A 25,156-nucleotide genomic window follows, 5' to 3' on the forward strand; every position below is an offset into this window, starting at 1 on the left:
CAGTTGTTCGGTCGGGAACGGAGGCTACCAGGGGGAGTTGAACGATCGCTGAACGTCATCCCCGGTCAGGGGCTTGCGCAGGAGGTGTTCGCGGCGGCCGTCGGGGGTGACGTCGCCGTGGGGGCCGGTGTCGGTGAGGCCGTTGCGGCGGTAGAGGGCGAGGGCGGGCGCGTTGTCGGGCCGGACCGCCAACTCCAGGAGCGCGGACCCGGAGGCGCGGGCGAAGTCCTCGACGGCCCGGATGAGGGCGTCGCCCACGCCCTGGCCCCGGGCCTCGGGGGCGACCCAGAACGAGGTCAGCTCCGTCACTCCGGCCGTCTCGCCCGGGATGCCGCTGGCCATGCCGACGTCCTGGTCGCCCAGCGAGGCGACGAAGGAGCGTGAGCCGGGAAGGGCCAGGCGGGCCCGCCACCGGGCCTCCCGGTCGCCGTCGCCCGTCCACTCGGCCAGGGTGGAGCCGAAGGCGTGGGGCGCCTCGGCCAGGGCCCTGAGGCGCAGTTCGCGCCAGACGGGCCAGCCCTCGGGCCGGAGGGAACGGACGCGCGGTGTCATGCGGCCTCGCACTGCGGGCAGCGGTCCTTGCCGTCCCAGCGGGTCCAGCCGAAGGCCTTGGGCGTGAGGGACTGCCCCTCCAACTCCTCGCGAACCGCCACGCGGTAGGCCCAGACGGCGCCGATGTAGGGGTGGTAGGCGTCGTGGAACGCGGCCGACGAGGGGTCGGCGCCCGCCGCGACGGCGCGCTGGAGGCCGCGGAGACGCTGGTACATGGCCTGGCCCGCGCTGGCGACGGCGGTGTCGGCGTCGATGAACAGGCGTTCCCTGACCTCGTTGATCCCGCTGTCCCCCAGGGCCGCGCGGGCCGCCTCGTCGAGGTCGGGGACGCTGCCGGGGAACTGGGCGATCCGGCGCAGTTGGGCGTGGCACGCCTCGGCGGCGCCGATGAACTCGATGTACACCGCTCGCCGACGTTCCCCCAACCCCTGCCCGCTCTCACGGCGATGGCTCAGGAAGTCGGCCAGGACGGTTCCGGCTATGGCGATGGAACCGCCGCTCACGGTCGCGACGAGCGTCCCCCAGTCCATGTGGCTGTTCTCCCCCCGGCCGGTGCTCATGGTGTCAGAGATCGAATCTACTCTCGTACGCCGAGGACAACCCCTTCTCCCGACCACAGGCGCCCGACAGCACCGCGTGGTGGACGCCTTGCCCAACTTCGGGAAGACGCCGGGCTCGAAGGCGGGCTACGGCCGAGCCGTCGGCCCGTTGCCGGATCCCGGCAACGGGAGCCGTCGACAAACGACCGGCAATGGACTGGCGGGCGGTGGCCGTGGTGCGGCATGGTTTTGTCACAGGGGAAGGGGGACGACGATGGGGGAAACGAAGACAGCGGGGGCCGAGCCCGTTCTGCGCTGCGGCGGGGTGACCGTCCGGCTTTCGGAGGACGGCATCGAGTGGGAGGACCGCAAGGCGGTGAGCCGCATTCCGTACGAGGCGGTCGTGTCGGTGTCGGCACACGCCACGGTGGGACGGTACGCGCGGCTGCGGCTCGGCCTGCACCACACCGGCACCGGGCACCCGGATCACTACGAGCTGCTGTGCCTGCGCCGCTCCGGTCAGCCGTTCGCGGAGGAGCTGAACGAGCGGGTGTCCGGCGCGGGCGGGGGCTGGGGCCTCGGCCGTCGCCCGAGGGTCACCGTCGAGCCGCGCTCCGCCGCGCTCACGCTGCGCACCGCGCGGGCGGCCCTGCGGAAGCGCTGCGCGGTGCGCTGAACCGTGGGTGAATGAGGCCCGCCGTTCGCTCGGCGGGCCTCGGTGCCGCGCCCGTCCGCGTTCTTGAGTGTGTCTCGCGGATGCGCGTTCGAACGTATATTTCGGTGATCGTTTCTTCTGCTGTGATTCCTCACTCGCTGTGGTGACGCTGTCGCCCTTTCTCGTGGGTACGCTGCTGTGGTCGGCGAACATGCGGCCCATGGGAGCAGTAATGAGCACCGAGCCCGATTACCAGTGGCCGACCCCGCCCGAGGGCGGTTACACCGCCGAGGACCTCGACCGGCTTCCGAATCTGCCCCCGCACACGGAGCTGATCGACGGGAGTCTCGTTTTCGTGAGTCCGCAAGCCATCTTCCACATGCTTGTGCTGCGCGTTCTGGAGCGGGGGCTGATCCAGGCCGTGCCTCCCGAGCTGACGGTCGTCCGGGAGATGACCGTCGCCCTGGACCAACGCAACAGGCCGGAGCCGGACCTGTGCGTGGCGAGAGCGGATGCCGTCACCGGGCTGAGGCAGACCGCGTTCCACCCCGAAGACGTCCTCGTCGCCGTTGAGGTCGTGTCGCCGGACTCCGAAGCCCGGGACCGGGACACCAAGCCGCGCAAGTACGCGGCGGCGGGCATTCCGCATTTCTGGCGGGTGGAGAACACCGGTGGGCGGCCGGTGGTCTACGTCTTCGAGCTGGAGCCGGCGACGCGGACGTACGCGGTCACCGGAATTCACCACGACGTGCTGAAGCTCAGTGTCCCGTTCGACGTCGAGATCGACCTCGGGGACGTCGCGGCGCGATAGCTCCGAGGCTCAAGTCGCGGGCTCCGAGCCGTCTTTGCAAGGAATGGGTGGAGGGCTTCCACCCGCCCACCCACCCCTGTCCGGTCGAGGGAGAGCAACCGCTCAGGGTGTAAATATGACTAAAGGTGGTCGAATTGCCACGCCGAGTGCGCGCGGTTTAGCGTTCGCGGCAAGAAAGAAATGACCCCGGTTGGTGTCGTCAGCACCAGAGCCGGGGTCTGACCGACGAATCGTCCACAAGTAGAAAGACCAACGATCCGTGGCTGTTCACGAGCTTAGCCCCGAGTCCGCCGCCGACGCACACCCTCTCGCCAATCCGGGGTACGGAAAGCGCTCGGCGCCCGAACAACTTCCCCGTACCGCCTCAGATTTCGCACATCTGCCCGCCCGCGAGGCGTCCATCGCCGCCTACCTCGACCGCTTGCCCGAGGGCGCGGACGTCTCCGTCAAGACGCTGGCCAAGGTGCTGCCTTACGGACAGTGCGCCCTGTGGACGGCGCTGCGGCGGCTGTCGGAGGCCGGGCATCTGCGGCGGGTGCGCGAGCATCTGCTCGGGGACGGCCCGCAGCACTGGGTAACGCGGACGTACTTCACCCGCACCGCGCGGGACGACGCGTGGTGGGCCTCCTTTCGCGCGGGCGGCGGCGTGCCGTCGCGCGGGGTGCGGGAGGCGGAGCCCCCACGCCGTCGGGAGCCCGCCTTCGAGGCGCTGGCCGGGCTGGGGCGGCGCGACGCGCGCATGACGCTGTCCGCCGCGGCCTGCGCCGCGCTCGCGCCCCTCGCCGCCCGATGGCTGGAGCGGGGCGTCACGCCGGAGGGGCTCGGGCTCGCGCTGACGGCCGGGTTGCCGTCCGAGGTCCACAGCCCGCGGGCCCTCGCCCGGCGCCGGCTGACCGACGGCATGCCGCCCGAGCCGCCCCCGGTCCCACCCGTGCCCCCGGCCGCCCCGGCGCCGTCGCGGCCCGCGTCGGCCCTGCGGCTGCTGGAGTGCAGCGTGTGCCAGGCTCCGGGCCGCCCCGAGGCCCTTCCCGGCGGCGTCTGCGCCGCGTGCCGGGGGGAGGCCCGGCCCAGCCGCCCGCGCATCGACGCGCAGGCGCTTTCCGCCCAGGTGAACCGTGTGCGAGCGACGATGCGGCCATCGGTGAGGAGCCGAACGTGACGCGGTGTACGCGGAGCCGGAGAGGGGGCGGTACAAGAGCCGCCGCACGCACGACTGCGGCGACACGGTCCGCCTGCCGGAGCCCGTCGGGATCACGCTGCACACGGAGAAGCTGAGGGACTACGCGTAGGGGTGCCGGGGCGTCGGGCTCACCGGGGCGGTGACGCATTGTGTGAGGTATCGCACGTTTCCGTGTGGGCGCGCGGGGAGCGGGCAGGGGAGGCCGTGGCCGCGTCTCAGGATGCGGTTTCGAGAGGCCGATATCCGACCGCTCGATAAAATGAGCCGACCGAGGGCCCCGGCGAAAGGGTCCGGTGAGACTGAGAAACGAGGAGCGCACGTGAGCCTAGTCGTGCAGAAGTACGGCGGCTCCTCCGTTGCCGACGCAGAGGGCATCAAGCGCGTCGCCAAGCGGATCGTCGAAGCCAAGAAGCGTGGCCACGAGGTGGTCGTCGTGGTGTCGGCGATGGGTGACACGACGGATGAGTTGATCGATCTCGCCAGCGAGGTGTCTCCGATCACCTCCGGTCGCGAGTACGACATGCTGCTGACCGCCGGAGAGCGTATCTCCATGGCGCTGCTGGCCATGGCGATCAAATCGCTGGGCCACGAGGCGCAGTCCTTCACCGGGAGCCAGGCCGGCGTGATCACCGACGCCGTGCACAACAAGGCGCGGATCATCGATGTGACGCCGGGGCGGATCCAGGCCGCGCTGGACGAGGGCAACATCGCCATCGTCGCCGGCTTCCAGGGGGTCTCGCAGGACAGCAAGGACATCACCACGCTCGGCCGTGGCGGGTCCGACACGACGGCTGTGGCGCTGGCCGCCGCGCTGAACGCCGAGTGCTGCGAGATCTACACCGACGTCGACGGCGTCTTCACCGCCGACCCCCGGGTCGTCAAGAAGGCGAAGAAGATCGACTGGATCTCCTTCGGTGACATGCTGGAGCTGGCGAGTTCCGGCTCCAAGGTGCTGTTGCACCGGTGCGTGGAGTACGCACGCCGATACAACATCCCGATCCACGTCCGGTCGTCGTTCTCTGGCCTGCCGGGTACGTGGGTCAGCAACGAACCGCGAGTAGGGGACGAGCCCATGGAGCAGGCGCTCATCTCGGGTGTCGCGCACGACACCTCCGAGGCCAAGGTGACGATCGTCGGCGTGCCGGACAAGCCGGGCGAGGCCGCCGCCATCTTCCGGGCCGTCGCGGACGCCGAGCTGAACATCGACATGGTCGTGCAGAACGTCTCCGCGGCCTCGACGGGCCTGACGGACATCTCGTTCACGCTGCCCAAGACGGACGGCAAGCGGGCGATCGAGGCGCTGGAGCGGCGCAAGGCGCAGATCGGTTTCGACTCGCTGCGCTACGACGACCAGGTCGCGAAGATCTCGCTGGTCGGCGCGGGTATGAAGACGAACCCGGGCGTCACGGCCACGTTCTTCGAGGCGCTGTCCAACGCGGGCGTGAACATCGAGCTGATCTCCACCTCGGAGATCCGGATCTCGGTCGTCACCCGGCAGGACGACGTGAACGAGGCCGTGCGGGTGGTGCACACCGCGTTCGGGCTCGACAGCGACTCCGAGGAGGCCGTGGTCTACGGCGGCACCGGCCGCTGAGCCACACTCCGCGGGACCGAGGGGCGTCGGACGCGGTCCGGCGCCCCTCGGCGTTCCCGGTCCGTCCCGTAGTGGCCGGGTTGGCGGGAAATGTGAAACAGTCGTGATCGACCTGTGTTTGGTATGGACTTGCCCAGGGTCATCCCGTGGTCGAAGATGCTCGCGGTGCCTGGAACAACAGGGCACTCCGGCGCGTCCTCGGGGCGCCATCGCGAGCTCCACGGCGCCGGTGAAGGGGAAGTACGAGTGAGGCGAGTACGCATGGGGGAGTTCGTGACGTCGTCAGATGCGACGCCGAGCGCGTACAACCCTGACGGGGGGCGGCGTGTCATACAGGCGTGGCAGAGGTACTCGTTTCGACGGCACGGCCTATCGGCGGCGTGCCTGTGATGGCGCCGTGGTCGGCGGCTTCCCAGCGCCCGGCGGTGGCGCGAGCGTCCGGATCACGGGGTGCGACGGCCCCCCCGACGGCCGCGGGGCTCCCGCCCGCGGCGTACGGCGAGACTGACGGTGCCGCTGTCGTGGGCACCAGCGTCGACCACCTGACCGAGACCTACCGCACTCACTACCGTTCGCTGCTCGGCCTCGCGGCCCTGCTGCTGGACGACACCGCCTCCTGCGAGGACGTCGTGCAGGAGGCGTTCATCCGCGTGCACTCCGCCCGCAGGCGGGTGAAGGACCCGGAGAAGACGCTGGCGTATCTGCGGCAGACCGTGGTCAACCTCTCGCGTTCCACACTGCGCCGCCGCATCCTCGGGCTGAAGCTGCTGTCGAAGCCGATGCCGGACGCGGCGAGCGCGGAGGAGGGCGCCTACGAGGCGCTCGAGCGCGACGAGCTCAAGCGGGCGCTGCGCGGGCTGCAGCGGCGGCAGCGGGAGGTCCTGGTGCTGCGGTACTTCGCGGACATGACCGAGGAGCAGGTGGCCCAGACGCTCGGGATCTCCCGGGGCTCGGTGAAGGCGTACGGCTCGCGCGGCATCGCCGCGCTCCGGGTGGCGATGGAGGCACCGGCATGACGGCGGGGCCGGGCAAGGGCCGAGAGCCGGACGAGGGCTCCGGGCTGCCCGAGGACGAGGACGAGCTGCGGCGGCTGCTCCAGGACGCCGTGCGCGACATCGAGCCGTCCCGGGACGCGCTGGACCACCTGCGGCACGCGGTGCCCGTACGCCGGGCCCGGCGCCGGCACGCGATGATCGGCGCCGCCACGGCGGTGCTGGTCACGGCGGTCACGGTCCCGCTGATGACGACCGGCGTGGTGCCGGGGCCGCTCGCTGAGGACGACCGGGCGAACGCGGCGCACAGCACGGACGCCGGGAGCGGCAAGCCCTACGGTGGCCGGGACACGACGGGGGCGCAGGGCGAGTCGTCCGGCGACGAGGGGACGGGAGACGGCGGCGCCGCGTCGCGGCCCAGCACCTCCCCGAGCCCGGACGACACCGACGGCCTGGGCCCGTCCTCCCCGAGCTGCCTGCGCGACCAGCTCGGCGAGCCCGAGGCCGAGGTCGGAAAGCCGGACGAGGACGGGGTCATCCACGGCGCCTTCCGGTTCACCAACGTCTCCGGCGAGAGCTGCCGGGTCGGAGCGGCGGACCAGCTCTCGGCGAAGGCGCGCGGGGAGGCGGACGCCACCGCGATCACCGTCCTGGACCACACCGCGGGCGGCCGGGCACCCGGCCTGCCCGAACCGCCGGAGGTCGTGAAGGAGCTGATCCTGCGCCCCGGGGAGTCCTTCCAGGTGCGGTTCGCCTGGATGCCGGACGCGGAGCGCGGCCCCGGGGGCTGCCCGGCGCCGGACGCGGAGCCGGATCCGGAGCCGTCGGAGGGCGGCACGTCGGGCGGGAGCGAGACCACCGGAGGCTCGGGCGGGGACGACGGCGGCGCCCAGAGCGGGGACGGCGGCACCGAGGGCGGCGAGGAGACGACGTCCGGGTCCACCGGGGGCGGCGGCACCGAGGGCGGGGAGCAGACGGCGACGTCCAGCGGATCGGGCCCGGAGCAGAACGAGCCGTCCGGGCTGACGACGCTCTCCGACACCGGGACGGGCAGCGGTGAGCAGGTGGACGAGGCCGAGGACGAGGGCGCGGCCACGGCCGTGATCCTGCGCTACGTCCCGGCCGCGGGGGAGCCGTCGGCTCCGACGGCCTTCCTGGGAGGGGTCTGCGCCGGGACGGTGTACCGCACGGGCGTGCTGCCGGTGAGCTGAGCCGCCGCCGTCCCGCTGCCCGCCGCCCGCCGTCCCGCCGCCCGCCGCCCGCCGTCCCGCCGCCCGCCGTCCCGCCGGGCGGGGGTGGGTCCGGCGTGCCGGTTTCGCCCCCGTACCGTGGTGGGTGTGTACCGGTTCCTGCTGACTCCCCGCTGGTGGATGCTCAACGTCTTCCTCGTGCTGGCGGTGCCGTTCTGCGTGGTCATGGGCGCCTGGCAGCTGAGCCGGTTCGAGGACCGGGTGGACTCGCAGCGCCGCCACGACCGGCTGGCCACGCAGGGCGCCGCCCAGGAGGCCGAGCCGCTGGCCGCGCTGCTTCCCGTCACCGGTGACACCTCCGGCCGGATGGCGCGGGTCGAGGGCCGCTACGACTCCGGGCACGAGTATCTGGTGCCGGACCGCTCGCTGGACGGCGAGCGGGGCTTCTACGTGCTGACGCCGCTGCGTCCGGACGGCGGCGGGCCGGCCGTGCCCGTCGTCCGCGGCTGGCTGCCGGGGGAGCCGGACGCGTCCCGCGTCCCGCCGGCCCCGGCGGGCGAGGTGCGAGTGACGGGCGCGCTCCAGGCGTCCGAGAGCCGTGGCCGGACGGGTCTGCCGGCCGGGCAGCTCGGGGTGATCAGCGCGGCCTCGCTGGTGAACCTCGTGCCCTACGACGTCGAGGACGCCTGGATCACCGTGCAGTCGGCGCGCGAGCCGCTGAGGGCCGTCCCGCCCGCCGCCGCGAAGGGCAGCGGGCTGGACATGAAGGCCTTCCAGAACCTCGGCTACACGGCCGAGTGGTTCGTCTTCGCGGGGTTCGTGGTGTTCATGTGGTTCCGCTTCTTCCGCCGTGAGGTGGAGGTGGCCCGCGACGCCGAGATGGGCCTCATTCCCGGGACGCCGGACGGGCGGAGTCCGGACCGGGAGACTGCGGACCGGCGGACTCCGGACCGGGAGACGCCAGGCCGGGAGACTCGGGAAGACCCAGGTGCCGCAGTGCGAACCGCAGCTCCAGACCGACCTGCTTGATCCGTTCCTCCACCACCAGCGAGCCGTGCCCGGCGTCGTAGCGGTACACCTCGTGCGGGTGCCGCCGGGCGGCCAGGCGCTCGATGTAGTTCTCCACCTGCCGGATCGGGCAGCGCGGGTCGTTGACGCCGGCCGAGATGTAGACCGGGGCCCGGACGGCGTCCACGTAGGTGATGGGCGACGAGGCCGCGTACCGTTCGGGCACCTCCTCGGGAGTGCCGCCGAGGAGCGTGCGGTCCATGGACTTCAGCGCCTCCATCTCGTCGTGGTAGGCGGTGACGTAGTCGGCCACCGGGACGGCCGCGATGCCCAGCGTCCAGTCCCCGGGCTGCACGCCGAGGCCGAGCAGGGTGAGGTAGCCGCCCCAGGAGCCGCCGGTCAGGACGAGCCGCTCGGGGTCGGCCAGGCCGGAGGTGACGGCCCACTCCCGCACCGCCGCGATGTCCTCCAGCTCGATGAGCCCGACGCGGTGCTTGAGGGCGTCCGTCCAGGCGCGACCGTAGCCGGTGGAGCCGCGGTAGTTGACGCGTACGACGGCGAAGCCGTGGTCGACCCAGGCGGCGGGCTGGGCGGCGAAGGCGTCGGAGTCGTGCCAGGTCGGGCCGCCGTGGATGTCGAAGACGGTGGGGAAGGGTCCCTCGCCGTCGGGCCGCTGGACGAGGGCGTGCACGCGCCCGCCGGGCCCCTCGACCCACACGTCCTCGACCGGCCGGGAGGCGGGCGCCTTGAGCCCCGGCGGGTCCAGGACGACGGCGCCGGAGGTCGAGCGCAGCGCGGGAGGACGGGCGGCGGAGGACCACAGGAACTCCACGGTGCCGTCCGGGCGGGCCGTCGCTCCCGACACGGTGCCCGGCGGTGTCTCGACCCGGGTCAGCTCGCCGTCGGCCAGGTCGTAGCGCCACAGCTCGCTGCGGGCCTGGTAGCTGTGGACGACGAGCAGCCCGGTGCCGTCCGGGTACCACTCGGCGCCGACGTCCCCGGGCAGGTCGAGCGCGAGGTCGTGCGTCTCCCCGGCGACCGGGTCCCACACCATCGGCTCCCACCGGCCGCGCCGCTGGTGCCCGACCAGCAGCCGGGTGTCACCGTCGCGCGGGGCGAAGCCGAGGACGGCGAGCCCCAGCTCCTTGGTGCCGCCCTCGCTGTCGTCCAGCTCGGCGACGGCTCCGCCGTCGCGGTCGACGACGCGCAGTGCCGCGTGCATGGCGTCGCCGTGCTCGGTGTGCTCGATGACGAGGTAGCGGCCGTCGTGGCTCAGGTCGCCCACGCCCGCGGACTCCCGGTGCCGGTAGATCTCGGCCGGCTCCCCGCCCGGCGGTACGACGTGGATCGTCGTGCCCTCCTCGTCGGTGGAGCGGCCCACGACGGCGGTGCCGTCGCGGCCGAGGGCCAGCCCGGCCGAGTAGGCGGCCTTGAGCCCGGGCACGGCCGGTTCGTCGCCGCCCGCACCGCCTTCGCCGTCCCCGCCGGGGCCGGTGAACGGCTGCCGCATCCAGACGCCGAACTCGTCGCCGTCGGTGTCGGCGAACCACCAGATCCAGCGGCCGTCGGGGGAGAGGAGGCCGTCGGTGGTGCCGTTCGGGCGGTCGGTGACCTGGCGGGTCTCGCCGGTGGTCCGGTCCCAGGCGTACAGCTCGTAGGTGCCGGTCGCGTTCGACACGAACAGCGCGTGGTCGGGGGCGTCTTCGGCCCAGTCGGGCAGGGAGACGCGCGGGGCGCGGAACCGCTTCTCCCAGTCGGGCATGGTCTCTGCGTCGGTCATGGCTCCATGTAAGCCGATCGACGGGGTGGGCCCGCCACCGGGACGCGCGGCGGGCCCGGCACGGCCGGAGGCGCCCGGCGCGCTCAGGGCTCCAGCAGGTTGCGCTCGCGGATGAGGTAGCCCAGTTCCAGGCGGCTCTTGGCGCCGACGCGGGTCATGATCTCGGAGACGTGGCGCTGGCAGGTGCGCACGGAGATGCCGAGGGCGCGGGCCACGCCGCGGTCGTCGGAGCCCTGGACGAGCAGCCGCAGTATGGCCTGCTTGGTCTGGTTGCCGATGCCCTGGATGGAGGGCTTGTCCTGGCAGCGGCCCATGGGCTGGCCCTGGGCCCACAGGACCTCGAAGACGTCGGCGGCGAAGGAGCTGAGGTCGGGGTCCCGCAGTACGAGGGCGCCCTCGGGGGCGTCCGGCAGGGGGAGGACGACGGTCTCGCGGTCGAAGACGAGGAAGCGGGTCAGGCCGCTGCTGAGGGTGCGGATCTCGGCGCCGTGGGAGGTGAGCTGGGTGGCGTGCCAGAGGGTGGCGCTGTCGAAGCGGGCCGAGTGCTGGTAGAGGGAGCGCAGTTGGACGCCGCGGTTGAGCAGGTCGAGGTCGCGGTCGGCGGCCTCGGCGAGGACGTCGGCGGGGCGGGGCCCTCCGGGCTGGGCCGCCAGGACCTCTTTGGCGCAGGAGGTGGCGAGCTGGTTGAGGGTCTCCCGTACGGCGCGGTTGGAGGTCAGCCGCTCCTGGGAGGGGGCGTCCAGCTCCCCCTGGGCGCGGTGGATGGAGTCGAGCAGGTGGAGCTGGTCGCGCAGGGCGGCGAGGCGGCGCTTCTCCTCGGCGAGGTGCTGCTCGTGGCTGTGGAGGACCCGCATGGAGGAGAGGGCCGGGTCGACGGCGGCGATGCGCTGCCGTCCGACGCGGCGCAGCAGCCCGAGCCGCAGCAGGGACTCGACGGCTGCGTCGGCCGGTTCGCCCTCGTCGCCCGTGGCGGCGCGGGTGGCCTCCTCGATGGGGAGGACGGTGTGCCGGACGACGTGGCGGTAGAGGCGGATCGCCGTGGGGCTGAGAACGGGGGGTATCGTCCGTGCGCCTTCGCTGACCATCGGGGCCTGTCCTTCTTGAGACTGTCATTTTTACGACGCCATGTTGAGCTTGCCACAGCATTCCGCGCGAAGTACCGGGTAAAACAGAGGCGTTGGGCCCTCCTTCGAGACTTCGCCAGCAGGGTGCGAGCAGGCCGCCCGCGACGTGCGGGCGGCGGCGGGCGCCGGGCGCCGGGAGCGGTCGTGACGGCCGGATGACACCCCCCTTCCGGACGCCGGCCGCCGTGCCGGTGGGGAAGATGCCACCGGGGGTGTTCCGTTGCCCGAACGCACGGTGTGGTCCGTCACGTCACGACCGGGCAAAGGAGCGTGGAGGGCTGTGCTCCGCGGTGGAACGGCGCTGGCCTGCTGCGCAAGCCTTCCTACTTACGCCTGTCTCAATCACGACAATGTCGTTATGTTGCCGCGCGACACGAGGCCGGGGCAACCTCTTCCCGTGGGGCTCGCCGCCACCTCAGGCGACCTTCAGAGAACAATCTTCACAGGATTGGATACGGGGACATGGCCAAGAGAGCAGCGCTCGCCGCTTCGGCCTCCGCACTGGCGTTGGGCCTGGTGCTGGCAGGTGGAGTCCTGACACAGGACGCGGGTCCGGCCGCGCACGTGGCGGCGGATCAGCGGCCCGGCCAGATCTCCGCCGCCGTGCAGTCCGGAGGTTCCCAGGGCGACACAGGGTGGGGCTGACCCGAGTGCTGGGAGCAAGCGGGCGGGAGGCCGGCCTTCGGGCCGTTGCCTCGTCCGTGCTCCGCGGGGAGAACGGGGGTCTGTTCGGTGTGCTTCCGGGACGCGGCCGTCGGCCGGTCCGTGGAAGGTCCTGACGGCACCGTCCGGCACACGCGCGGTGCCCCGCGACAGCGGGACGGAGTCCGCGTCGGCCGGACGAGACCGGTCCGGCCGCTCGTGCCGCGCCCGTGCCACGCCCTTGCCGAGCCCATGACCGCGTCGGCGAGCGCCCCAGCGCCCCGTCAACGTCGTGCGCCGACCTCACGTGCCCCTGGCGACGCGAACACGCCATGCGCCCATGCGACGGGATCGCGACCGAGCGCCGTGATGCCTCACGAACAGAAAGATCCTCTGTGACATGAGTGTGTACCTGCACCGCAACTTCCTGCTCAGCTTCCTCGCGTCGTTCATCTCCCTGTTCGGCTCGAAGCTGCTGATGATCTCGTACGTGGCGTACGTCTTCACGGAAAAGGGAAGTGCGACGCTGGCCGCGATCGTGTTCGCCGCCGACTGGATCGCGAACCTCTTCATCGGCATCCTGGGCGCGCAGTACATCGACCGGCAGGACGCCAGAAAGCTGCTGATCTGGCTCAACCTGGTCACCGCCGGCGTCACGTTGGTGTTCCTGGGCTTCACGGACCCGGACCTCTACGTGTACGCGGTCGTCATCATCTTCCTGCGGGCGCTGCTGAAGAGCGCGGTGCAGAACGCCCGGGTCAAGGGACTCGTGCAGTTCTTCAGCGAGAAGGAGACCAACACCTTCTCGCCGCTGTTCAACTCCGCCCTGCCGATCGCGATGGCGCTGGCGGGCGCGGTGGGCATCGTGATCCTCGACATCGCCGGGATGGCCGCCGTCGTCCTGATCGACGCCGCCTGCTTCCTCGTCGCCGCCGGGTTGATGGTGCTGGTGCGGCCCAACAAGACGCGGCTGGAAGCCTCGTTGAAGAGCTCGCGGGGCGAGGGCCGCCGCACCAGCCTGGCCGGCGTGCGGGAAGCGTCCTCGCTGATGTCGCGCAACGACACGATCGGCACCGCCGTCTTCTACATCGTCCTGTCGGTCACCGCGTTCCAGGCCACCTACGAGTCGCTGATCACGGTGATCCCGGAGATCTGGTACGGCTACGGGGAGTCCGGCATCGCGCTGTTCTTCACCTTCGAGTCGATCAGCATCATGGCCGGCGCCTTCATCTACCAGTGGTTCAGCCGCCGCGACCTCATCAACGACGCGAACAAGCAGAAGGTCAACCTGTCGGTCGTCACGGCCATCACCGCCCTGTATCTGGCGATGCCCGCGACGAGCGACAACATCGTCCTCGCGGTCGCCGTGTTCTCCCTGATGGTCCTCGGCGGCGAGATCATCTGGGTGCACCACTTCAAGCTGATGATCGCCACCACGCCGGACGCGCGGGTCTCCTCCGTGGTGGGGCTCCAGACCGCCATCGGCTACAGCCTCATGGCCGTCTTCGCCTTCGTCTTCGCCCGCGGCCTGGACAGCAGTCTCGGCATCGACACCACCGTGTACCTCAACGTCGCGCTCACCGTCGGACTCGTCATCGGCTGGGAGCTCCTCCGCAGGAGGATCCAGCGACGTGAGCAGCAGGCGACGCCGTCCGGTGTCGACGACCCGGCACCCGCCCAGACCGCCGCTCAGTAAGCCCTGTTGGAGGAACCAGCCATGACGGCGTCCGAGAAGAAGCAGGCTTTCGTCCTGCTCGAACTGATGAACCACATGCTCCTGATCGCGCAGGAGGCCAAGCGGCGCGGCCACCACGTCGTCGTCCTCAACCAGGGGCCGCTACAGGACAAGGGGCCCTTCGCGGTGCCGGACGGCCTCGTCGACGAGCTCGTGCGGGTGCCCTCCTGGTCCGACGCGGAGCAGGTCGGCAAGATCGTCGACACCGTGCACGCCACCTACGACGTGGTCGGCACCTACGCGGCCTTCGAGGCGACGCTGCCCTTCGAGGCCGAGATCAGGCACCGCGCCGGGCTCCCCACCAGCGGATTCCACGGCGTCACCCAGGTGCTGGACAAGGCGCGGGTGCGTCGCAAGCTCTACGCCGAGGGGCTCTCCACGCTGCGCTCGGTCTCCCTCACCGAGGCGCTGGCCTGGGAGAGCTGGGAGTTCGAGCGATCCGCGGTGCTCAAGCCCGCCAACGGCACGGGCAGCGCGCTGTGCTTCATGGTCGGCACGATGGACGAGCTGCGCGACGCCGCGGAGCAGGTCTCCGCGGCGGCCGTGGTGAACCCGATGATGAAGGAGTACATCCTCAGCCACGGCGAGTTCGTCCTGGAGGAGCGCGCCGAGGGCGAACTGCTCTCCGTGGAGTCCCTCGTGGACCGGGGCGAGGTGCACGTCGTCGGGCTCACCGGGCGGTACGTCTCGGCGATGGACCCCGTCGTCGAGCAGGCCGCGTGCTTCCCCTACCCGCACCCGCGACGCGCGGAGATCGAGTCGGCGGCCCGGGATTTCCACGCCGCGCTGGGCATCGGGCACGGGCCCACGCACCTGGAGGTCATGGTCCCCGACGAGGGGCCGATCGAGCTGATCGACTTCAACATCCGCATGGCCGGGCTGGCCATGGCGGTGTGCATGGGCAACGCCTTCGGCATCGAGTACGCCGTGCCGCTCACCGACATCGCCTGCGGCGAGCGACCCGACCTCGGCTTCCTCGGCAACGCCCGCCGCGCCTCCGCGGACATCCTCCTTCTGCCGCCCCCGGAAGCCACCGTGATGTGCGAACTGGGCTTCCCCGAGGGCACCGAGTACGGACGGCACATGAAGGAGATCGGCACGCCGCTCTCCGGGCGTGCCGACCAGCTCGACGTCGTCGGCATGGTCATCGTGACCGCCGACAGCGTCGAGGAACTGCACCGCAAGATCCTGACCGTGCGGAGGGAGACCCTCTTCGACGGCAGGCCGCTGGGCGACAACCCCAACAACCAGCTCTTGTTCCCGAGGTACCACCACTCCGCAACCCTTGCCTAGGAGCGATCCCCCATGACGGTTACCGAGTCCGGTGCACAGGCGCAGACCAGCAAGATGCAGGAGACAGACGCCCGTTACGAGAAGCACTTCGCCGACCGCTTCACCGGTGCCGAACTCAGCGGCCTACAGGAGCGGTTCCGCGACGAGCACATCGTCCCCATCCGCGGGTTCTGCCCGCCCGACCTGCTGCGCGAGCTGCAGCGGGAGGCGTTCGGGATCATGGACGAGCACGGTGTCGACCGCAAGTTCTCCTTCGAGATCACCGACGGCACGCCCCGCCAGATGACGACGGTGGGCCAGCCGGTCATCAAGGACGAGGGCCACCTCATCCACGCCACCTACTTCTCCCCGGCCGTCAAGAGCCTGATCGGCTCCATCGTGGGCGAGGAGGTGTACACCTGCCCCTACGCCGGCGAGCACTACGTGATCAGTAGGCTGGGCAAGAACGGCGACACCCACGGCTGGCACTGGGACGACTACACCTACGGCTTCATCCTCGTCCTCCAGGCCCCCGACTACCGGGACGGCGGCTTCGTCCAGGCCGTGCCCCACACCTCCTGGGACAAGCAGAACCCCGACGTGTACGGCGCCCTGCTCAAGAGCCAGGTGCGCTCGTACCACCTGGAGGCGGGCGACGCCTACGTCGTCAAGACCGACACCACCATGCACCGCGTCTACCCGATCCGCGGCGAGACCAGCCGCACGATCGTGAACATGACGCTCGCCAGCGCCGCCGACCTGACCCGTGAGATCACGCACGAGACCAACGACGCGCTGTTCGGAGGTACCGGTGCCTAAGTCGCAGGAGCAGGAGAAGCCGCGGGCGGCGGAGCAGACGGCCCCGACGACGCCGGAGGGCGCCGAGCAGCTCCGGCACAGCAGCACCTCGGACGTCGCGGAGCTGGCCGACGCGGAGCCGCGGGAGAGCATGCGCTTCTTCCCCGGCTTCGTCCAGCCCTACCTCACCTGGATCACCGGCGTGCCCCTCAAGGGCGGCAAGCAGCTCATACCCTGGAGCCCCAACCGGGCCGGCCTGCTGGGCCTGTTCCAGATGGCCGGGGGCATCACGCTCGGCGCGTTCGCGCTGCACCCCTTCACCGCCTGGTCCATCCCCCTGCTCGTCCTGGGGTGGCTGTTCACCAGCGGCGGCATGCGGCGGCTCGACGTCGTCGTCGTCCACCAGACGCTGCACCGGATGTTCCACAAGTCCGCGCGCGTCAACCGGGTGGTCGGGGAGATCATCACCACCGCGTTCTGGCGCACGCCCTACGACAAGAACCGCGAGGAGCACCTGGCGCACCACGCCTACCCCTGCTCCATGAAGGACAGCGACACCCTCTACCTGCTGGGCACCGGCATGCGGCCCGGCATGACCCGCTCGCAGTTCCGCACGTACCTGTGGAAGGCGCTGTTCTCGCCCCGGCACCACCTCCTCGGCTTCTACGGCCGGGTCAAGGGCAACTTCGTCGGCGTGAAGCCGCGGTACCGGCTGGTCATGTCGATCGTCTACGCCGCCGCCACCGCCACGTTCGTCGCCCTGACCGGCTGGTGGCTGGAGTGGCTGCTGCTGTGGGTCTTCCCCGTGTCGTACGTCTTCCAGAACTGCACGTTCCTCTACACCATGACCGAGCACCGCTGGTGGCTCTTCGGCAACCAGGAGCGGCTCAGCCGGGACAAGCGCGACCTGCTGACCTTCGGCCGCTTCTGCGGTGAGCCGGTGCCGGACCCGTCGCTCAGCGGCGTGCGCAAGCTCGGCGCGTGGACCCACTGGACGTACCGGATGCTGCTCGTGCACTCCGCCTACCGGATGTTCGTGCTCGTCGGCGACACCGTCCAGCACGACCTGCACCACGTCATGCCCGCCTGCGACTGGGCCAACTCCCCCTGGATCCGCGCCGACGACCAGGACAACCGGCCCGAGCGCTACACCGAGGTGTGGGGCTCGCTCGCCGACCACCTGCGCGCCGCCGGTCAGGTCGACGGCGACCGTACGGGCCTGCCGGAGGACACCGAACCCACGCCGTGGGAGGAGTCGGTCCCCGTTCTCACCGGCGTCGTCCCCGCGCCCGCGGGCTCCGTGAGCAAGGCACCGGGAGGCACCCCGTGACGGACGTACTGGTCATCGACGGCACCGGGCGCGGGCACGCGATCTGCGACCTGTTCGTGCGTACCGACCCCACCACCCGGGTGTACTACGGGCCCGGCTGCGACGCGCTCCAAGCCGAGCGCATCGTCCCGGTGCCCGCCATCCGGCTCGACTCCCCGGACAGCGCGCTGGAGTTCCTCGCCGAGCACCCGGTCGAGTTCGTCTTCGTCTCCAACATCGACGCCCTGTCCATCGGCTACGCCGACGTGCTCGCCGAGCACGGACACCGGGTGATCGGGCCGTCCCGCGAGGCGGCGGCGCTGGAGGCCAGCAAGGAGCGCGGCAAGCGGTTCTGCGACGAGCACGGGCTGCCCACGGCCCGCTACGCCTCCTTCACCGACCCCGGGGCGGCCCGCGCCCACGTCCGCGCGGTGCCCTACGCCTGCGTCGTCAAGACGGACGGTCTCACCCCGGACGGCGACGGCTCGGTCGTCTGCGACACCGCCGCCGAGGCCGAGGCGGCCCTTGAGGCGTTCGCCGCGGCCCAGGGGGAGAGCTTCCACGTCGTCATCGAGGAGCGCCTGTACGGGCAGGAGATCTCCGTCTTCGCCCTGCTGGACGACGCGGGCTACCTGCTCTTCCCCACCGCGCTCGACTTCAAGCGCACCCTGGAGCGCGACGCCGGCAAGAACTGCGACGGCATGGGCTCCATCTCCCCGCACCCGCAGGCGTCCCCGCTCCTCATGGAGGAGATCCGGCGCACCCTCGTGGACCCGCTGGTGCGCGGCCTGCGCGCGGAAGGGCTCGCCTACACCGGGTTCGTCTACATCGGCGCGATGATCACCGGCACGGGTCTGCGGGTGATCGAGATCAACACCCGCTTCGGCGACTCCGAGGCCGAGGCCGTCCTGCCGGGCGTCCACAGCAACTTCACCGAGCTGTGCCGGGCCGTCCTGCGCCGGGACGTCGCGGGCCACCCCCTCGTGACGGACGGGCTCGTGCGGTGCAGCGTCGCCCTCACCCAGGGCTGCCTGGACCTCTCCGACCCGACGACGCCGCCGGGCTGGCCCTTCGGCGACTTCGTCACCGGCCAGCCCATCACCGAGACCACGACCGAGGCGCCGGACGCCGGCCAGGTGTTCTACGCCAACGTCCGCACCGGCGCCGACGGCCGCGCCGTCTCCAACGGCGGCCGGGTGCTCCACGTCGTCGGCACCGGCATCACCCTCGCCGAGGCCCGCGCCGCCGCCTACCGGCGCATCGAGCGGATCACGTTCCCCGGCATGCGGTACCGGTCCGACATCGGAGCCGCCTTCGAGGCGGCACCTCCCACCCGGTTCACCGAGGCGCACGGGGAACTGGCCGTAGCGGACAGCGGAAGGTAAGACGTCACATGGCCACTGACACCATCACGCCGACGCTCTTCGAGACCGTCGAGTCCGGGGTCCGCTCCTACGCGCGCTCCTTCCCGGGCATCTTCACCAGTGCCAAGGGCGACCTGCTGTTCACCGAGGCGGGGGAGCGGTACATCGACTTCCTCTCCGGAGCGGGCACGCTCAACTACGGCCACAGCCCGGACTGCATCAAGCAGGAGCTGATCGGCTACCTGGAGCGGGACGGGCTGATGCACGGCCTCGACCTGTCCACCTCGGCCAAGGCCGACTTCCTCGACGCGCTGCGCACCTTCGTCCTGACCCCGCGCGGGCTCGACTACAAGGTGCAGTTCACCTCGCCCACGGGCACCAACGCCGTCGAGGCGGCCCTGAAGCTGGCCCGGCTGGCCACCGGCCGGACCAACGTGGTGGCGTTCAGCGGCGGTTTCCACGGTGTCAGTGCGGGTTCGCTCGCGGCGACGGCCTCCGGCTACTTCCGTCAGGGGCTGCACGCCACGCTCAACCACGTCACCCACATCCCCTACCCGGACTCCCCGCTCGGGGAGTTCGACAGCCTGGACCTGCTCCGCCGCATGGTGGAGGACCCCAGTTCCGGGGTGGAGAAGCCGGCCGCGGTGCTGCTGGAGACCGTGCAGGGCGAGGGTGGCGTCTGGGTGGCCCCCGTGCCGTTCCTCCAGGGCCTGCGCGAGCTGTGCGACGAGCACGGCATCCTGCTCGTCGTCGACGACATCCAGGCAGGCTGCGGCCGGACGGGGACGTTCTTCTCGTTCGAGCGGGCGGAGATCGTTCCCGACCTCGTCACGCTGTCCAAGTCGATCGGCGGCTACGGACTGCCGCTCGCCGTGCTCCTCCTCAAGCCGGAGCTGGACATCTGGCAGCCCGGCCAGCACAACGGCACCTTCCGGGGCAACCAACTCGCCTTCGTCGCTGCGGCATCCGCCCTGCGGCACTACTGGAGCGACGACACCTTCTGCCAGCGGGTGCGGACCAAGGGCGAGCTGGTCACCGAGCTGCTCCAGCGCCGGGTCGTCGAGCCGCTGGGCGTCCGCGTCCGCGGCCTCGGCCTGATGCAGGCCGTCGACGTCAGCGGCGTCCCGGGGCTCGACGCCGGCGAGGTGTCGCGGCGCTGCTTCGAGAAGGGGCTGGTCGTGGAGGTCTGCGGCCGGGCCGACGAGGTCCTCAAGATCCTGCCGCCGCTCACGATCAGCCAGGTCTCCCTGTCGGCGGGGCTCACCATCCTCATCGACTCCCTGGCCGAGCTGCACCCCGCCGTCGCACAGGGCGGCCAGTCTGACCAGCACGACCTGACCACGAACGGAGTGCCGACCGCATGAAGACAGCAGTCATCGTCTCGACCCGGGGGTTCGCCGCCTTCCGGTACGACCTGCTGGAGTCGCCGGAGTCCGTGCGGTTCGTCGGGATCTTCTCCGACCTGGACGTCGTCAACCTCACCGAGGAGCAGCGCGGCTGGTTCGAGCGGATCCACGTGGTGCCGTGCGGGCTCCCCGACCCCAGCGCCATGCTGGCCTCGCTCGTCGATGAGGACGCGGCCCGCAAGGCGGTCGGGGAGGAGCTGGACGGCAGCTCCCTGGACGAGTTGACCCTGCACTGCTACGACGAGCAGAACATGATCGTCGCGGCGGGGATCCGCTCCCACTTCGGCATCCGCGGCCCCGGCCTGGACGACATCCTGCCGTACCGCGACAAGGTGCTCATGAAGCAGCGGCTCCTCGACGCCGGCGTCCGGGTACCGCTGTTCGGCGTCTTCTCCCCCCAGCGGTACGCGGAGGACCGCGCCGGATACTTCAAGGAGATCGTCGGCGAGGTCGGCCTGCCCTTCATCCTCAAGCCGACCGACGCGGCCGGCTCGGAGGGCGTCCTCAAGATCGCCGACGTGGCGGAGTTCGAGCGTCTGCCCGCCGACTTCGGGCGGGACTACGAGTACGAGGAGTTCGTCGAGGGCGCGATGTACAGCGTCAACATCGTCACCGAGGGCGGGAAGACCGTCTTCGGCGGCGTCACCGAGTACCTCGTCAACTCGATGGAGATCCCCGGCGGCAAGGTCAACGCCGACATCAACCTCATCGACTCCGACCCGCGCGTCGCCCGCATGGTGGCCTTCGGCGAGCAGGCCATGGATGCCCTCGGCCGCATCGACGGCGCCTCCCACCTGGAGCTGTTCCGGACCGAGGACGACGAACTCGTCTTCCTGGAGGTCGGCGCCCGCTTCAAGGGCATGGCGGGGCTCGCCGCCATGCAGCGCAACTACGCCATCGCCTTCGTCAACCTCGCCTTCCAGATCGAGAGCGGGGTGCCCAGCCGCCCCTGGGACGCCGAGCAGATCTACTGCTACGACGGCGTCGTGCCCAAGAGCCACGGCATCGTCGCCGAGCTGATCGAGCCCGAGCTCGAGAGCGACGTCGAGATGACCTGGAAGGTGGAGGTCGGCGAGGAGATCGAGAAGAGCAACTCGCTCATCGCCAACGGCGGTACCTTCCTCGTGCTCAACAAGGACTACGAGGCCGCCTACCGCGACTTCCGGCGGCTCGCCGACTACCGTCCCATCCGCTACCACCGCCCCAGCCGCGTCCTCAGCACCGAACCGGCCGCGCCGGAACGGGCGGTGGAGTACTTCCGGGACGCCCGGCTGGCCTGCGAGACCGACCCGTTCGACCTCCACCACGACATCGAGGCCGAGGTCGCGGGCCTGGTCGTCGTCGACGCCCGGCTGCCCGAGGCGTACGCGAGCGAGCGGCTGCCCGGGGCGATCAGCCTCCCGCACCAGCACATCGACGCCGAGTCCGTCGCCGGGCTCGACCGGGACGCCGTCCACGTCGTCTACGGCTGGGACCCCGCCTGCAACGGCGCCACCCGCGCGGCGGCCAAGCTCGCGGCGCTCGGGTTCCGGGTCAAGGAGATGATCGGCGGCCTGGAGTACTGGAAGCGCAAGGGATACCCGACGCGTACGGGCCGCCCGGAGTGATCCGGCCGCCCACCGCGACCGGCCGCCTCGCCGACGCCCTGCTGCTGCACGCGGCGGAGGCGACCGGAGGGCGGCCGGACCGGTGGCGCACCGAACTGGGCCTGGGCGCCGCCGGCGCCGTCCTCGTCGACCTGGCGCTCATCGGACGCGTGGCGGTCCGGCCCGACGGCGTCACCGTCCGGTCCGCCGCCCGGGTCGAGGACCCTGTCGCGGACGGGGTGCTGGGCGCCCTGCTGCTGAGCGGGCGGGGCCGCTGCCTGGAGGGCTGCCTCGAGCACCTGGCGCCGTCCGTCTACGAGGCGGTGTGCGCCCGGCTGCTGGCCGAGGGCCGGCTCGTGTGCGTTCGCGGGCGTTTCGGCGCCCGGTACGGCCGCTGCCTGCCGACCGGGCCGACGCCGGTGCCGACGCCCGGGGCCCACGCTGACGGACTCGCCGCGCTGTTGGGCGCGGTCCGCCGGCGTTCGCCCTGCGGCGAGACCGCCGACGGCGGCCCCACCGCCGTGGTCTGCGCGGCCGTCGAGGCCCGCCTACGCGCCGCAGCCCAAACCCTCACCTGCCCCTTCTAACCCGCGCGCCGCGGGGGCGGGGGCGGGGGCGCCCCCGGGAGCCGGGGCCCACGGGGGCGCCGCCGGGACTACGCCAGCTCGACCTGGATCTCGATCTCCACCGGCGCGTCGATGGGCAGGACCGAGACGCCGACGGCGCTGCGCGCGTGGACGCCCGCGTCGCCGAGCACCTCGCCCAGCAGTTCGCTCGCGCCGTTGACGACCCCGGGCTGGCCGGTGAAGTGCGGGGCGGAGGCGACGAAGCCGACGACCTTCACCACCCGGGCGATCCGGTCCAGGTCACCGGCGACGGACTTGACGGCCGCCAGGGCGTTCAACGCGCAGATGGCCGCCAGCTCCTTCGCCCGCTCTGGCGAGACCTCGCTGCCCACCTTGCCCGTGGCCGGCAGCGAGCCGTCCACCAGGGGGAGCTGACCGGCGGTGTAGACGTACGGACCCGTCCGCACCGCCGGGACGTACGCGGCCAGCGGCGCCGCGACCTCGGGCAGTTTCAGGCCCAGCTCGGCGAGCTTCGCCTCGACGCGGCCCGCGCTCACGCCTTCTCCCGCTTGAGGTAGGCCACGAGCTGCTCGGGGTTGTTCGGGCCCGGCACGACCTGGACGAGCTCCCAGCCGTCCTCGCCCCAGGTGTCCAGGATCTGCTTGGTCGCGTGCACGAGGAGCGGCACCGTTGCGTATTCCCACTTCGTCATGGGCCTGAGCGTAACGGCTGGGGCCCACTCGTTACGCTCGCAGGGTGAGCAGGCTGCATGTGGTCACCGGCAAGGGTGGTACCGGCAAGACGACGGTCGCCGCCGCACTCGCGCTGGCCCTGGCGGACGCCGGGAAGCGCACACTCCTCGTGGAGGTGGAGGGACGACAGGGCATCGCACAGCTCTTCGAGACCGAGGCGCTCCCCTACGAGGAGCGCAAGATCGCCGTGGCCGCCGGGGGCGGTGAGGTGTACGCCCTGGCCATCGACGCCGAACGGGCCTTGCTGGACTACCTCCAGATGTTCTACAAGCTCGGCGGCGCGGGCCGCGCGCTGAAGAAGATCGGCGCGATCGACTTCGCCACCACCATCGCCCCCGGCGTGCGCGACGTGCTGCTGACCGGCAAGGCGTGCGAGGCGGTGCGCCGTCGCGACCGGGACGGCGCCTTCGTCTACGACGCCGTCGTCATGGACGCCCCGCCGACGGGCCGCGTCACCCGGTTCCTGGGCGTCAACGACGAGGTGGCCGGGCTCGCCCGCATCGGCCCCGTGCACAACCAGGCCCAGGCCGTCATGCGGGTGCTCAAGTCCCCGGAGACGGCGGTGCACCTGGTGACGCTCCTGGAGGAGATGCCGGTGCAGGAGACGGTCGACGGGGTCGCCGAACTGCGCGGCGCCGGGCTGCCGGTGGGTGCGGTCGTGGTCAACCTGGCACGCCCCGCGGTGCTGGACGCCGATGCCCTGGCCGGGGCCGACGACCTCCGTCCCGAGCTGGCCGAGGCGTTCGCCGCGGCGGGGCTCGGCGGCGAGCGCAGTGGCGGTGGTGCGCGGCGCCTGGTGGAGCCGCTGCTCCAGCAGGCCGGGGAGCACGCCGAACGGATACGGCTGGAGGCGGTGCGGCGGGAGGAGATCGCCGCGCTCGGCCTGCCCACGCTGGAACTGCCGCTGCTGTGGGACGGCGTCGACCTCGCGGGGCTGTACGAGCTGGCCGCGCGGGTGCGCACGGAGCTCAAGGGCTGCGAGGAGCCCCAGAACGTCTCCGAGGACCACGGCACGGACGGCGGCGAGCGGGAAGGAGCCGGAGCATGAGCCCGGAGACCCTGCGGGACGTACCGGTCCTGGAGACCGACCCGCTGCTGGACGACCCGGACACCCGCATCGTGGTGTGCTGCGGCGCGGGTGGCGTCGGCAAGACGACCTCCGCCGCGGCGCTCGGCGTGCGGGCGGCGGAACGCGGCCGGAAGGTCGTCGTCCTGACCATCGACCCGGCGCGGCGGCTGGCGCAGTCCATGGGGCTGACGGAGCTGGACAACACGCCCCGGCGGGTGCCCGGCGTCGACTCCGCCAAGGGCGGCGAACTGCACGCGATGATGCTGGACATGAAGCGCACGTTCGACGAGATCGTCGAGGCGCACGCGGACGGGCAGCGGGCCCGCGCGATCCTGGCGAACCCCTTCTACCAGTCGCTGTCGGCCGGCTTCGCCGGGACGCAGGAGTACATGGCGATGGAGAAGCTCGGCCAGCTGCGGGCCCGCGACACCTGGGACCTCATCATCGTCGACACCCCGCCCAGCCGGAGCGCGCTGGACTTCCTCGACGCCCCCGGCCGCCTCGGGTCCTTCCTCGACGGCCGGTTCATCCGGCTCCTGTCCGCACCGGCGAAGGCGGGCGGCAAGGCCGGGCTGAAGATGTTCAGCCTCGGCATGACGGGCGTGTCGATGGTCACGGGGGCGCTCGGCAAGCTGCTGGGCGCCGGCATGCTGCGCGACGTCCAGACGTTCGTCGCGGCCATGGACACCATGTTCGGCGGCTTCCGCGCGCGGGCGGACGCCACCTACCGGCTGCTCCAGGCCCCGGGCACCGCCTTCCTCGTCGTCGCCGCGCCCGAGCGGGACGCCCTGCGGGAGGCCGCGTACTTCGTCGAGCGGCTGCACGCCGACCGCATGCCCCTGGCCGGGCTGGTGCTCAACCGCGTCCACGGCAGCGACGCCGACTCCCTGGGCGCCGAACGCGCGCTGGCGGCGGCGGAGGCCCTGGAGGACGCCACCGGTGACGGCGAGTACCACGAGCTGGCGGCGGGACTGCTGACCCTGCACGCCGAACGGATGCGGGTCATCGCCCGCGAGCGCCGGATGCGGGATCGTTTCACCGCACTGCACCCCGAGGTGCCGGTGGCTGAGGTGGCCGCGCTTCCCGGCGATGTCCACGACCTGGCGGGGCTGCGCGACATCGGAGAGCGTCTCGCCGTCCAGCGCCCCTGAACGGGACTCCGTCGGGGACGCGGGGCACCGCGCGACCGGCTGCGACTCACCCGCACCCTGCGGGCAGGGGCGCGCTCTGCC

The 25,156-nt window shown here is 71.7% G+C and carries 23 protein-coding genes and 1 pseudogene; 18 read left to right on the plus strand and 6 right to left on the minus strand.

The window, feature by feature from the left end:
* Nucleotides 1–24: 24 nt before the first annotated feature.
* Nucleotides 25–552, minus strand: coding sequence for a GNAT family N-acetyltransferase (locus HPT28_RS12700; protein ID WP_219091148.1), 528 nt, complete (start codon nucleotides 550–552; stop codon nucleotides 25–27).
* Nucleotides 549–1,112, minus strand: coding sequence for a CchlQ (locus tag HPT28_RS12705; RefSeq protein ID WP_257578511.1), 564 nt, complete (start codon nucleotides 1,110–1,112; stop codon nucleotides 549–551). The genes HPT28_RS12700 and HPT28_RS12705 overlap by 4 nt, the downstream gene beginning before the upstream one ends.
* Before the next feature lie 253 nt (nucleotides 1,113–1,365).
* Here HPT28_RS12705 and HPT28_RS12710 point away from each other — a divergent pair, with 253 nt between their 5' ends.
* The 8 genes and pseudogenes from HPT28_RS12710 to HPT28_RS27735 form a co-directional block, all read left to right on the plus strand.
* On the plus strand, nucleotides 1,366–1,767 hold the full coding sequence (locus tag HPT28_RS12710) for a hypothetical protein (RefSeq protein ID WP_219091149.1): 402 nt from the start codon (nucleotides 1,366–1,368) through the stop codon (nucleotides 1,765–1,767).
* A 211-nt stretch (nucleotides 1,768–1,978) separates the two neighbouring features.
* Nucleotides 1,979–2,557 carry a Uma2 family endonuclease gene (locus tag HPT28_RS12715; RefSeq protein ID WP_257578512.1) on the plus strand — a complete coding sequence of 193 codons (579 nt, stop codon included), beginning with the start codon at nucleotides 1,979–1,981 and terminating at the stop codon, nucleotides 2,555–2,557.
* Between the two features lie 259 nt (nucleotides 2,558–2,816).
* A complete protein-coding gene (locus HPT28_RS12720; RefSeq protein WP_219091151.1) occupies nucleotides 2,817–3,716 on the plus strand; it encodes a hypothetical protein in 900 nt (299 codons plus the stop codon).
* Between the two features lie 4 nt (nucleotides 3,717–3,720).
* The gene (locus tag HPT28_RS26845) at nucleotides 3,721–3,846 is read left to right on the plus strand and encodes a hypothetical protein (protein WP_257578513.1); all 126 of its coding nucleotides are present in this window, start codon (nucleotides 3,721–3,723) and stop codon (nucleotides 3,844–3,846) included.
* Between the two features lie 210 nt (nucleotides 3,847–4,056).
* Nucleotides 4,057–5,331, plus strand: coding sequence for an aspartate kinase (locus HPT28_RS12725; protein WP_219091152.1), 1,275 nt, complete (start codon nucleotides 4,057–4,059; stop codon nucleotides 5,329–5,331).
* 389 nt (nucleotides 5,332–5,720) lie between these two features.
* Nucleotides 5,721–6,347, plus strand: coding sequence for a SigE family RNA polymerase sigma factor (locus tag HPT28_RS12730; protein WP_219091285.1), 627 nt, complete (start codon nucleotides 5,721–5,723; stop codon nucleotides 6,345–6,347).
* The gene (locus HPT28_RS12735) at nucleotides 6,344–7,534 is read left to right on the plus strand and encodes a hypothetical protein (protein WP_219091153.1); all 1,191 of its coding nucleotides are present in this window, start codon (nucleotides 6,344–6,346) and stop codon (nucleotides 7,532–7,534) included. The genes HPT28_RS12730 and HPT28_RS12735 overlap by 4 nt, the downstream gene beginning before the upstream one ends.
* Nucleotides 7,535–7,660: 126 nt before the next feature.
* Nucleotides 7,661–8,509: pseudogene (locus tag HPT28_RS27735) on the plus strand (SURF1 family protein); the annotation flags it as partial.
* Here HPT28_RS27735 and HPT28_RS12745 read toward each other — a convergent pair.
* Together HPT28_RS12745 and HPT28_RS12750 are read right to left on the minus strand one after the other, a co-directional pair.
* Nucleotides 8,400–10,301, minus strand: coding sequence for a prolyl oligopeptidase family serine peptidase (locus HPT28_RS12745; RefSeq protein ID WP_374226958.1), 1,902 nt, complete (start codon nucleotides 10,299–10,301; stop codon nucleotides 8,400–8,402). The pseudogene HPT28_RS27735 and the gene HPT28_RS12745 overlap by 110 nt on opposite strands.
* An 83-nt stretch (nucleotides 10,302–10,384) precedes the next feature.
* Nucleotides 10,385–11,386 carry a helix-turn-helix transcriptional regulator gene (locus tag HPT28_RS12750; RefSeq protein WP_219091154.1) on the minus strand — a complete coding sequence of 334 codons (1,002 nt, stop codon included), beginning with the start codon at nucleotides 11,384–11,386 and terminating at the stop codon, nucleotides 10,385–10,387.
* Between the two features lie 1,081 nt (nucleotides 11,387–12,467).
* Here HPT28_RS12750 and HPT28_RS12755 point away from each other — a divergent pair.
* Genes HPT28_RS12755 through HPT28_RS12790 form a run of 8 tightly spaced genes read left to right on the plus strand, consistent with a single transcriptional unit; the run spans nucleotide 12,468 to nucleotide 22,124 of the window.
* A complete protein-coding gene (locus HPT28_RS12755) occupies nucleotides 12,468–13,763 on the plus strand; it encodes an MFS transporter (protein ID WP_219091155.1) in 1,296 nt (431 codons plus the stop codon).
* Nucleotides 13,764–13,784: 21 nt separating this feature from the next.
* A complete protein-coding gene (locus tag HPT28_RS12760) occupies nucleotides 13,785–15,095 on the plus strand; it encodes an acetyl-CoA carboxylase biotin carboxylase subunit family protein (RefSeq protein WP_219091156.1) in 1,311 nt (436 codons plus the stop codon).
* Between the two features lie 12 nt (nucleotides 15,096–15,107).
* Entirely contained in the window at nucleotides 15,108–15,893 is a 786-nt protein-coding gene (locus HPT28_RS12765) for a hypothetical protein (RefSeq protein WP_219091157.1), read from the plus strand.
* A complete protein-coding gene (locus tag HPT28_RS12770; RefSeq protein ID WP_219091158.1) occupies nucleotides 15,886–17,202 on the plus strand; it encodes a fatty acid desaturase in 1,317 nt (438 codons plus the stop codon). Before HPT28_RS12765 ends, HPT28_RS12770 begins: the two co-directional genes overlap by 8 nt.
* On the plus strand, nucleotides 17,199–18,566 hold the full coding sequence (purD, locus tag HPT28_RS12775; protein ID WP_219091159.1) for a phosphoribosylamine--glycine ligase: 1,368 nt from the start codon (nucleotides 17,199–17,201) through the stop codon (nucleotides 18,564–18,566). The genes HPT28_RS12770 and purD overlap by 4 nt, the downstream gene beginning before the upstream one ends.
* 8 nt (nucleotides 18,567–18,574) lie before the next feature.
* Complete coding sequence (ectB, locus tag HPT28_RS12780) at nucleotides 18,575–19,909, plus strand: diaminobutyrate--2-oxoglutarate transaminase (RefSeq protein WP_219091160.1); 1,335 nt, start codon at nucleotides 18,575–18,577, stop codon at nucleotides 19,907–19,909.
* Nucleotides 19,906–21,558, plus strand: a complete 1,653-nt coding sequence (locus HPT28_RS12785) for an ATP-grasp domain-containing protein (protein ID WP_219091161.1) — start codon at nucleotides 19,906–19,908, stop codon at nucleotides 21,556–21,558. The genes ectB and HPT28_RS12785 overlap by 4 nt, the downstream gene beginning before the upstream one ends.
* Nucleotides 21,555–22,124, plus strand: coding sequence for a GPP34 family phosphoprotein (locus HPT28_RS12790; RefSeq protein ID WP_219091162.1), 570 nt, complete (start codon nucleotides 21,555–21,557; stop codon nucleotides 22,122–22,124). The genes HPT28_RS12785 and HPT28_RS12790 overlap by 4 nt, the downstream gene beginning before the upstream one ends.
* A 68-nt stretch (nucleotides 22,125–22,192) precedes the next feature.
* On the opposite strand, the gene HPT28_RS12795 is transcribed toward HPT28_RS12790, so the two are convergent.
* Together HPT28_RS12795 and HPT28_RS12800 are read right to left on the minus strand one after the other, a co-directional pair.
* Complete coding sequence (locus tag HPT28_RS12795; protein WP_219091163.1) at nucleotides 22,193–22,660, minus strand: RidA family protein; 468 nt, start codon at nucleotides 22,658–22,660, stop codon at nucleotides 22,193–22,195.
* Nucleotides 22,657–22,815 carry a DUF4177 domain-containing protein gene (locus tag HPT28_RS12800; protein WP_003967454.1) on the minus strand — a complete coding sequence of 53 codons (159 nt, stop codon included), beginning with the start codon at nucleotides 22,813–22,815 and terminating at the stop codon, nucleotides 22,657–22,659. The genes HPT28_RS12795 and HPT28_RS12800 overlap by 4 nt, the downstream gene beginning before the upstream one ends.
* A gap of 44 nt (nucleotides 22,816–22,859) precedes the next feature.
* On the opposite strand from HPT28_RS12800, the gene HPT28_RS12805 reads away from it, so the two are divergent.
* Both HPT28_RS12805 and HPT28_RS12810 read left to right on the plus strand, forming a co-directional pair.
* The gene (locus HPT28_RS12805) at nucleotides 22,860–23,903 is read left to right on the plus strand and encodes an ArsA-related P-loop ATPase (RefSeq protein WP_219091164.1); all 1,044 of its coding nucleotides are present in this window, start codon (nucleotides 22,860–22,862) and stop codon (nucleotides 23,901–23,903) included.
* On the plus strand, nucleotides 23,900–25,075 hold the full coding sequence (locus HPT28_RS12810) for an ArsA family ATPase (RefSeq protein WP_219091165.1): 1,176 nt from the start codon (nucleotides 23,900–23,902) through the stop codon (nucleotides 25,073–25,075). The genes HPT28_RS12805 and HPT28_RS12810 overlap by 4 nt, the downstream gene beginning before the upstream one ends.
* Nucleotides 25,076–25,156 lie beyond the last annotated feature (81 nt).

Origin of the sequence: Streptomyces sp. JJ38 (genome assembly GCF_019303475.1) — a bacterium.
In the GTDB taxonomy this organism is placed as follows: Bacteria; Actinomycetota; Actinomycetes; order Streptomycetales; family Streptomycetaceae; genus Streptomyces.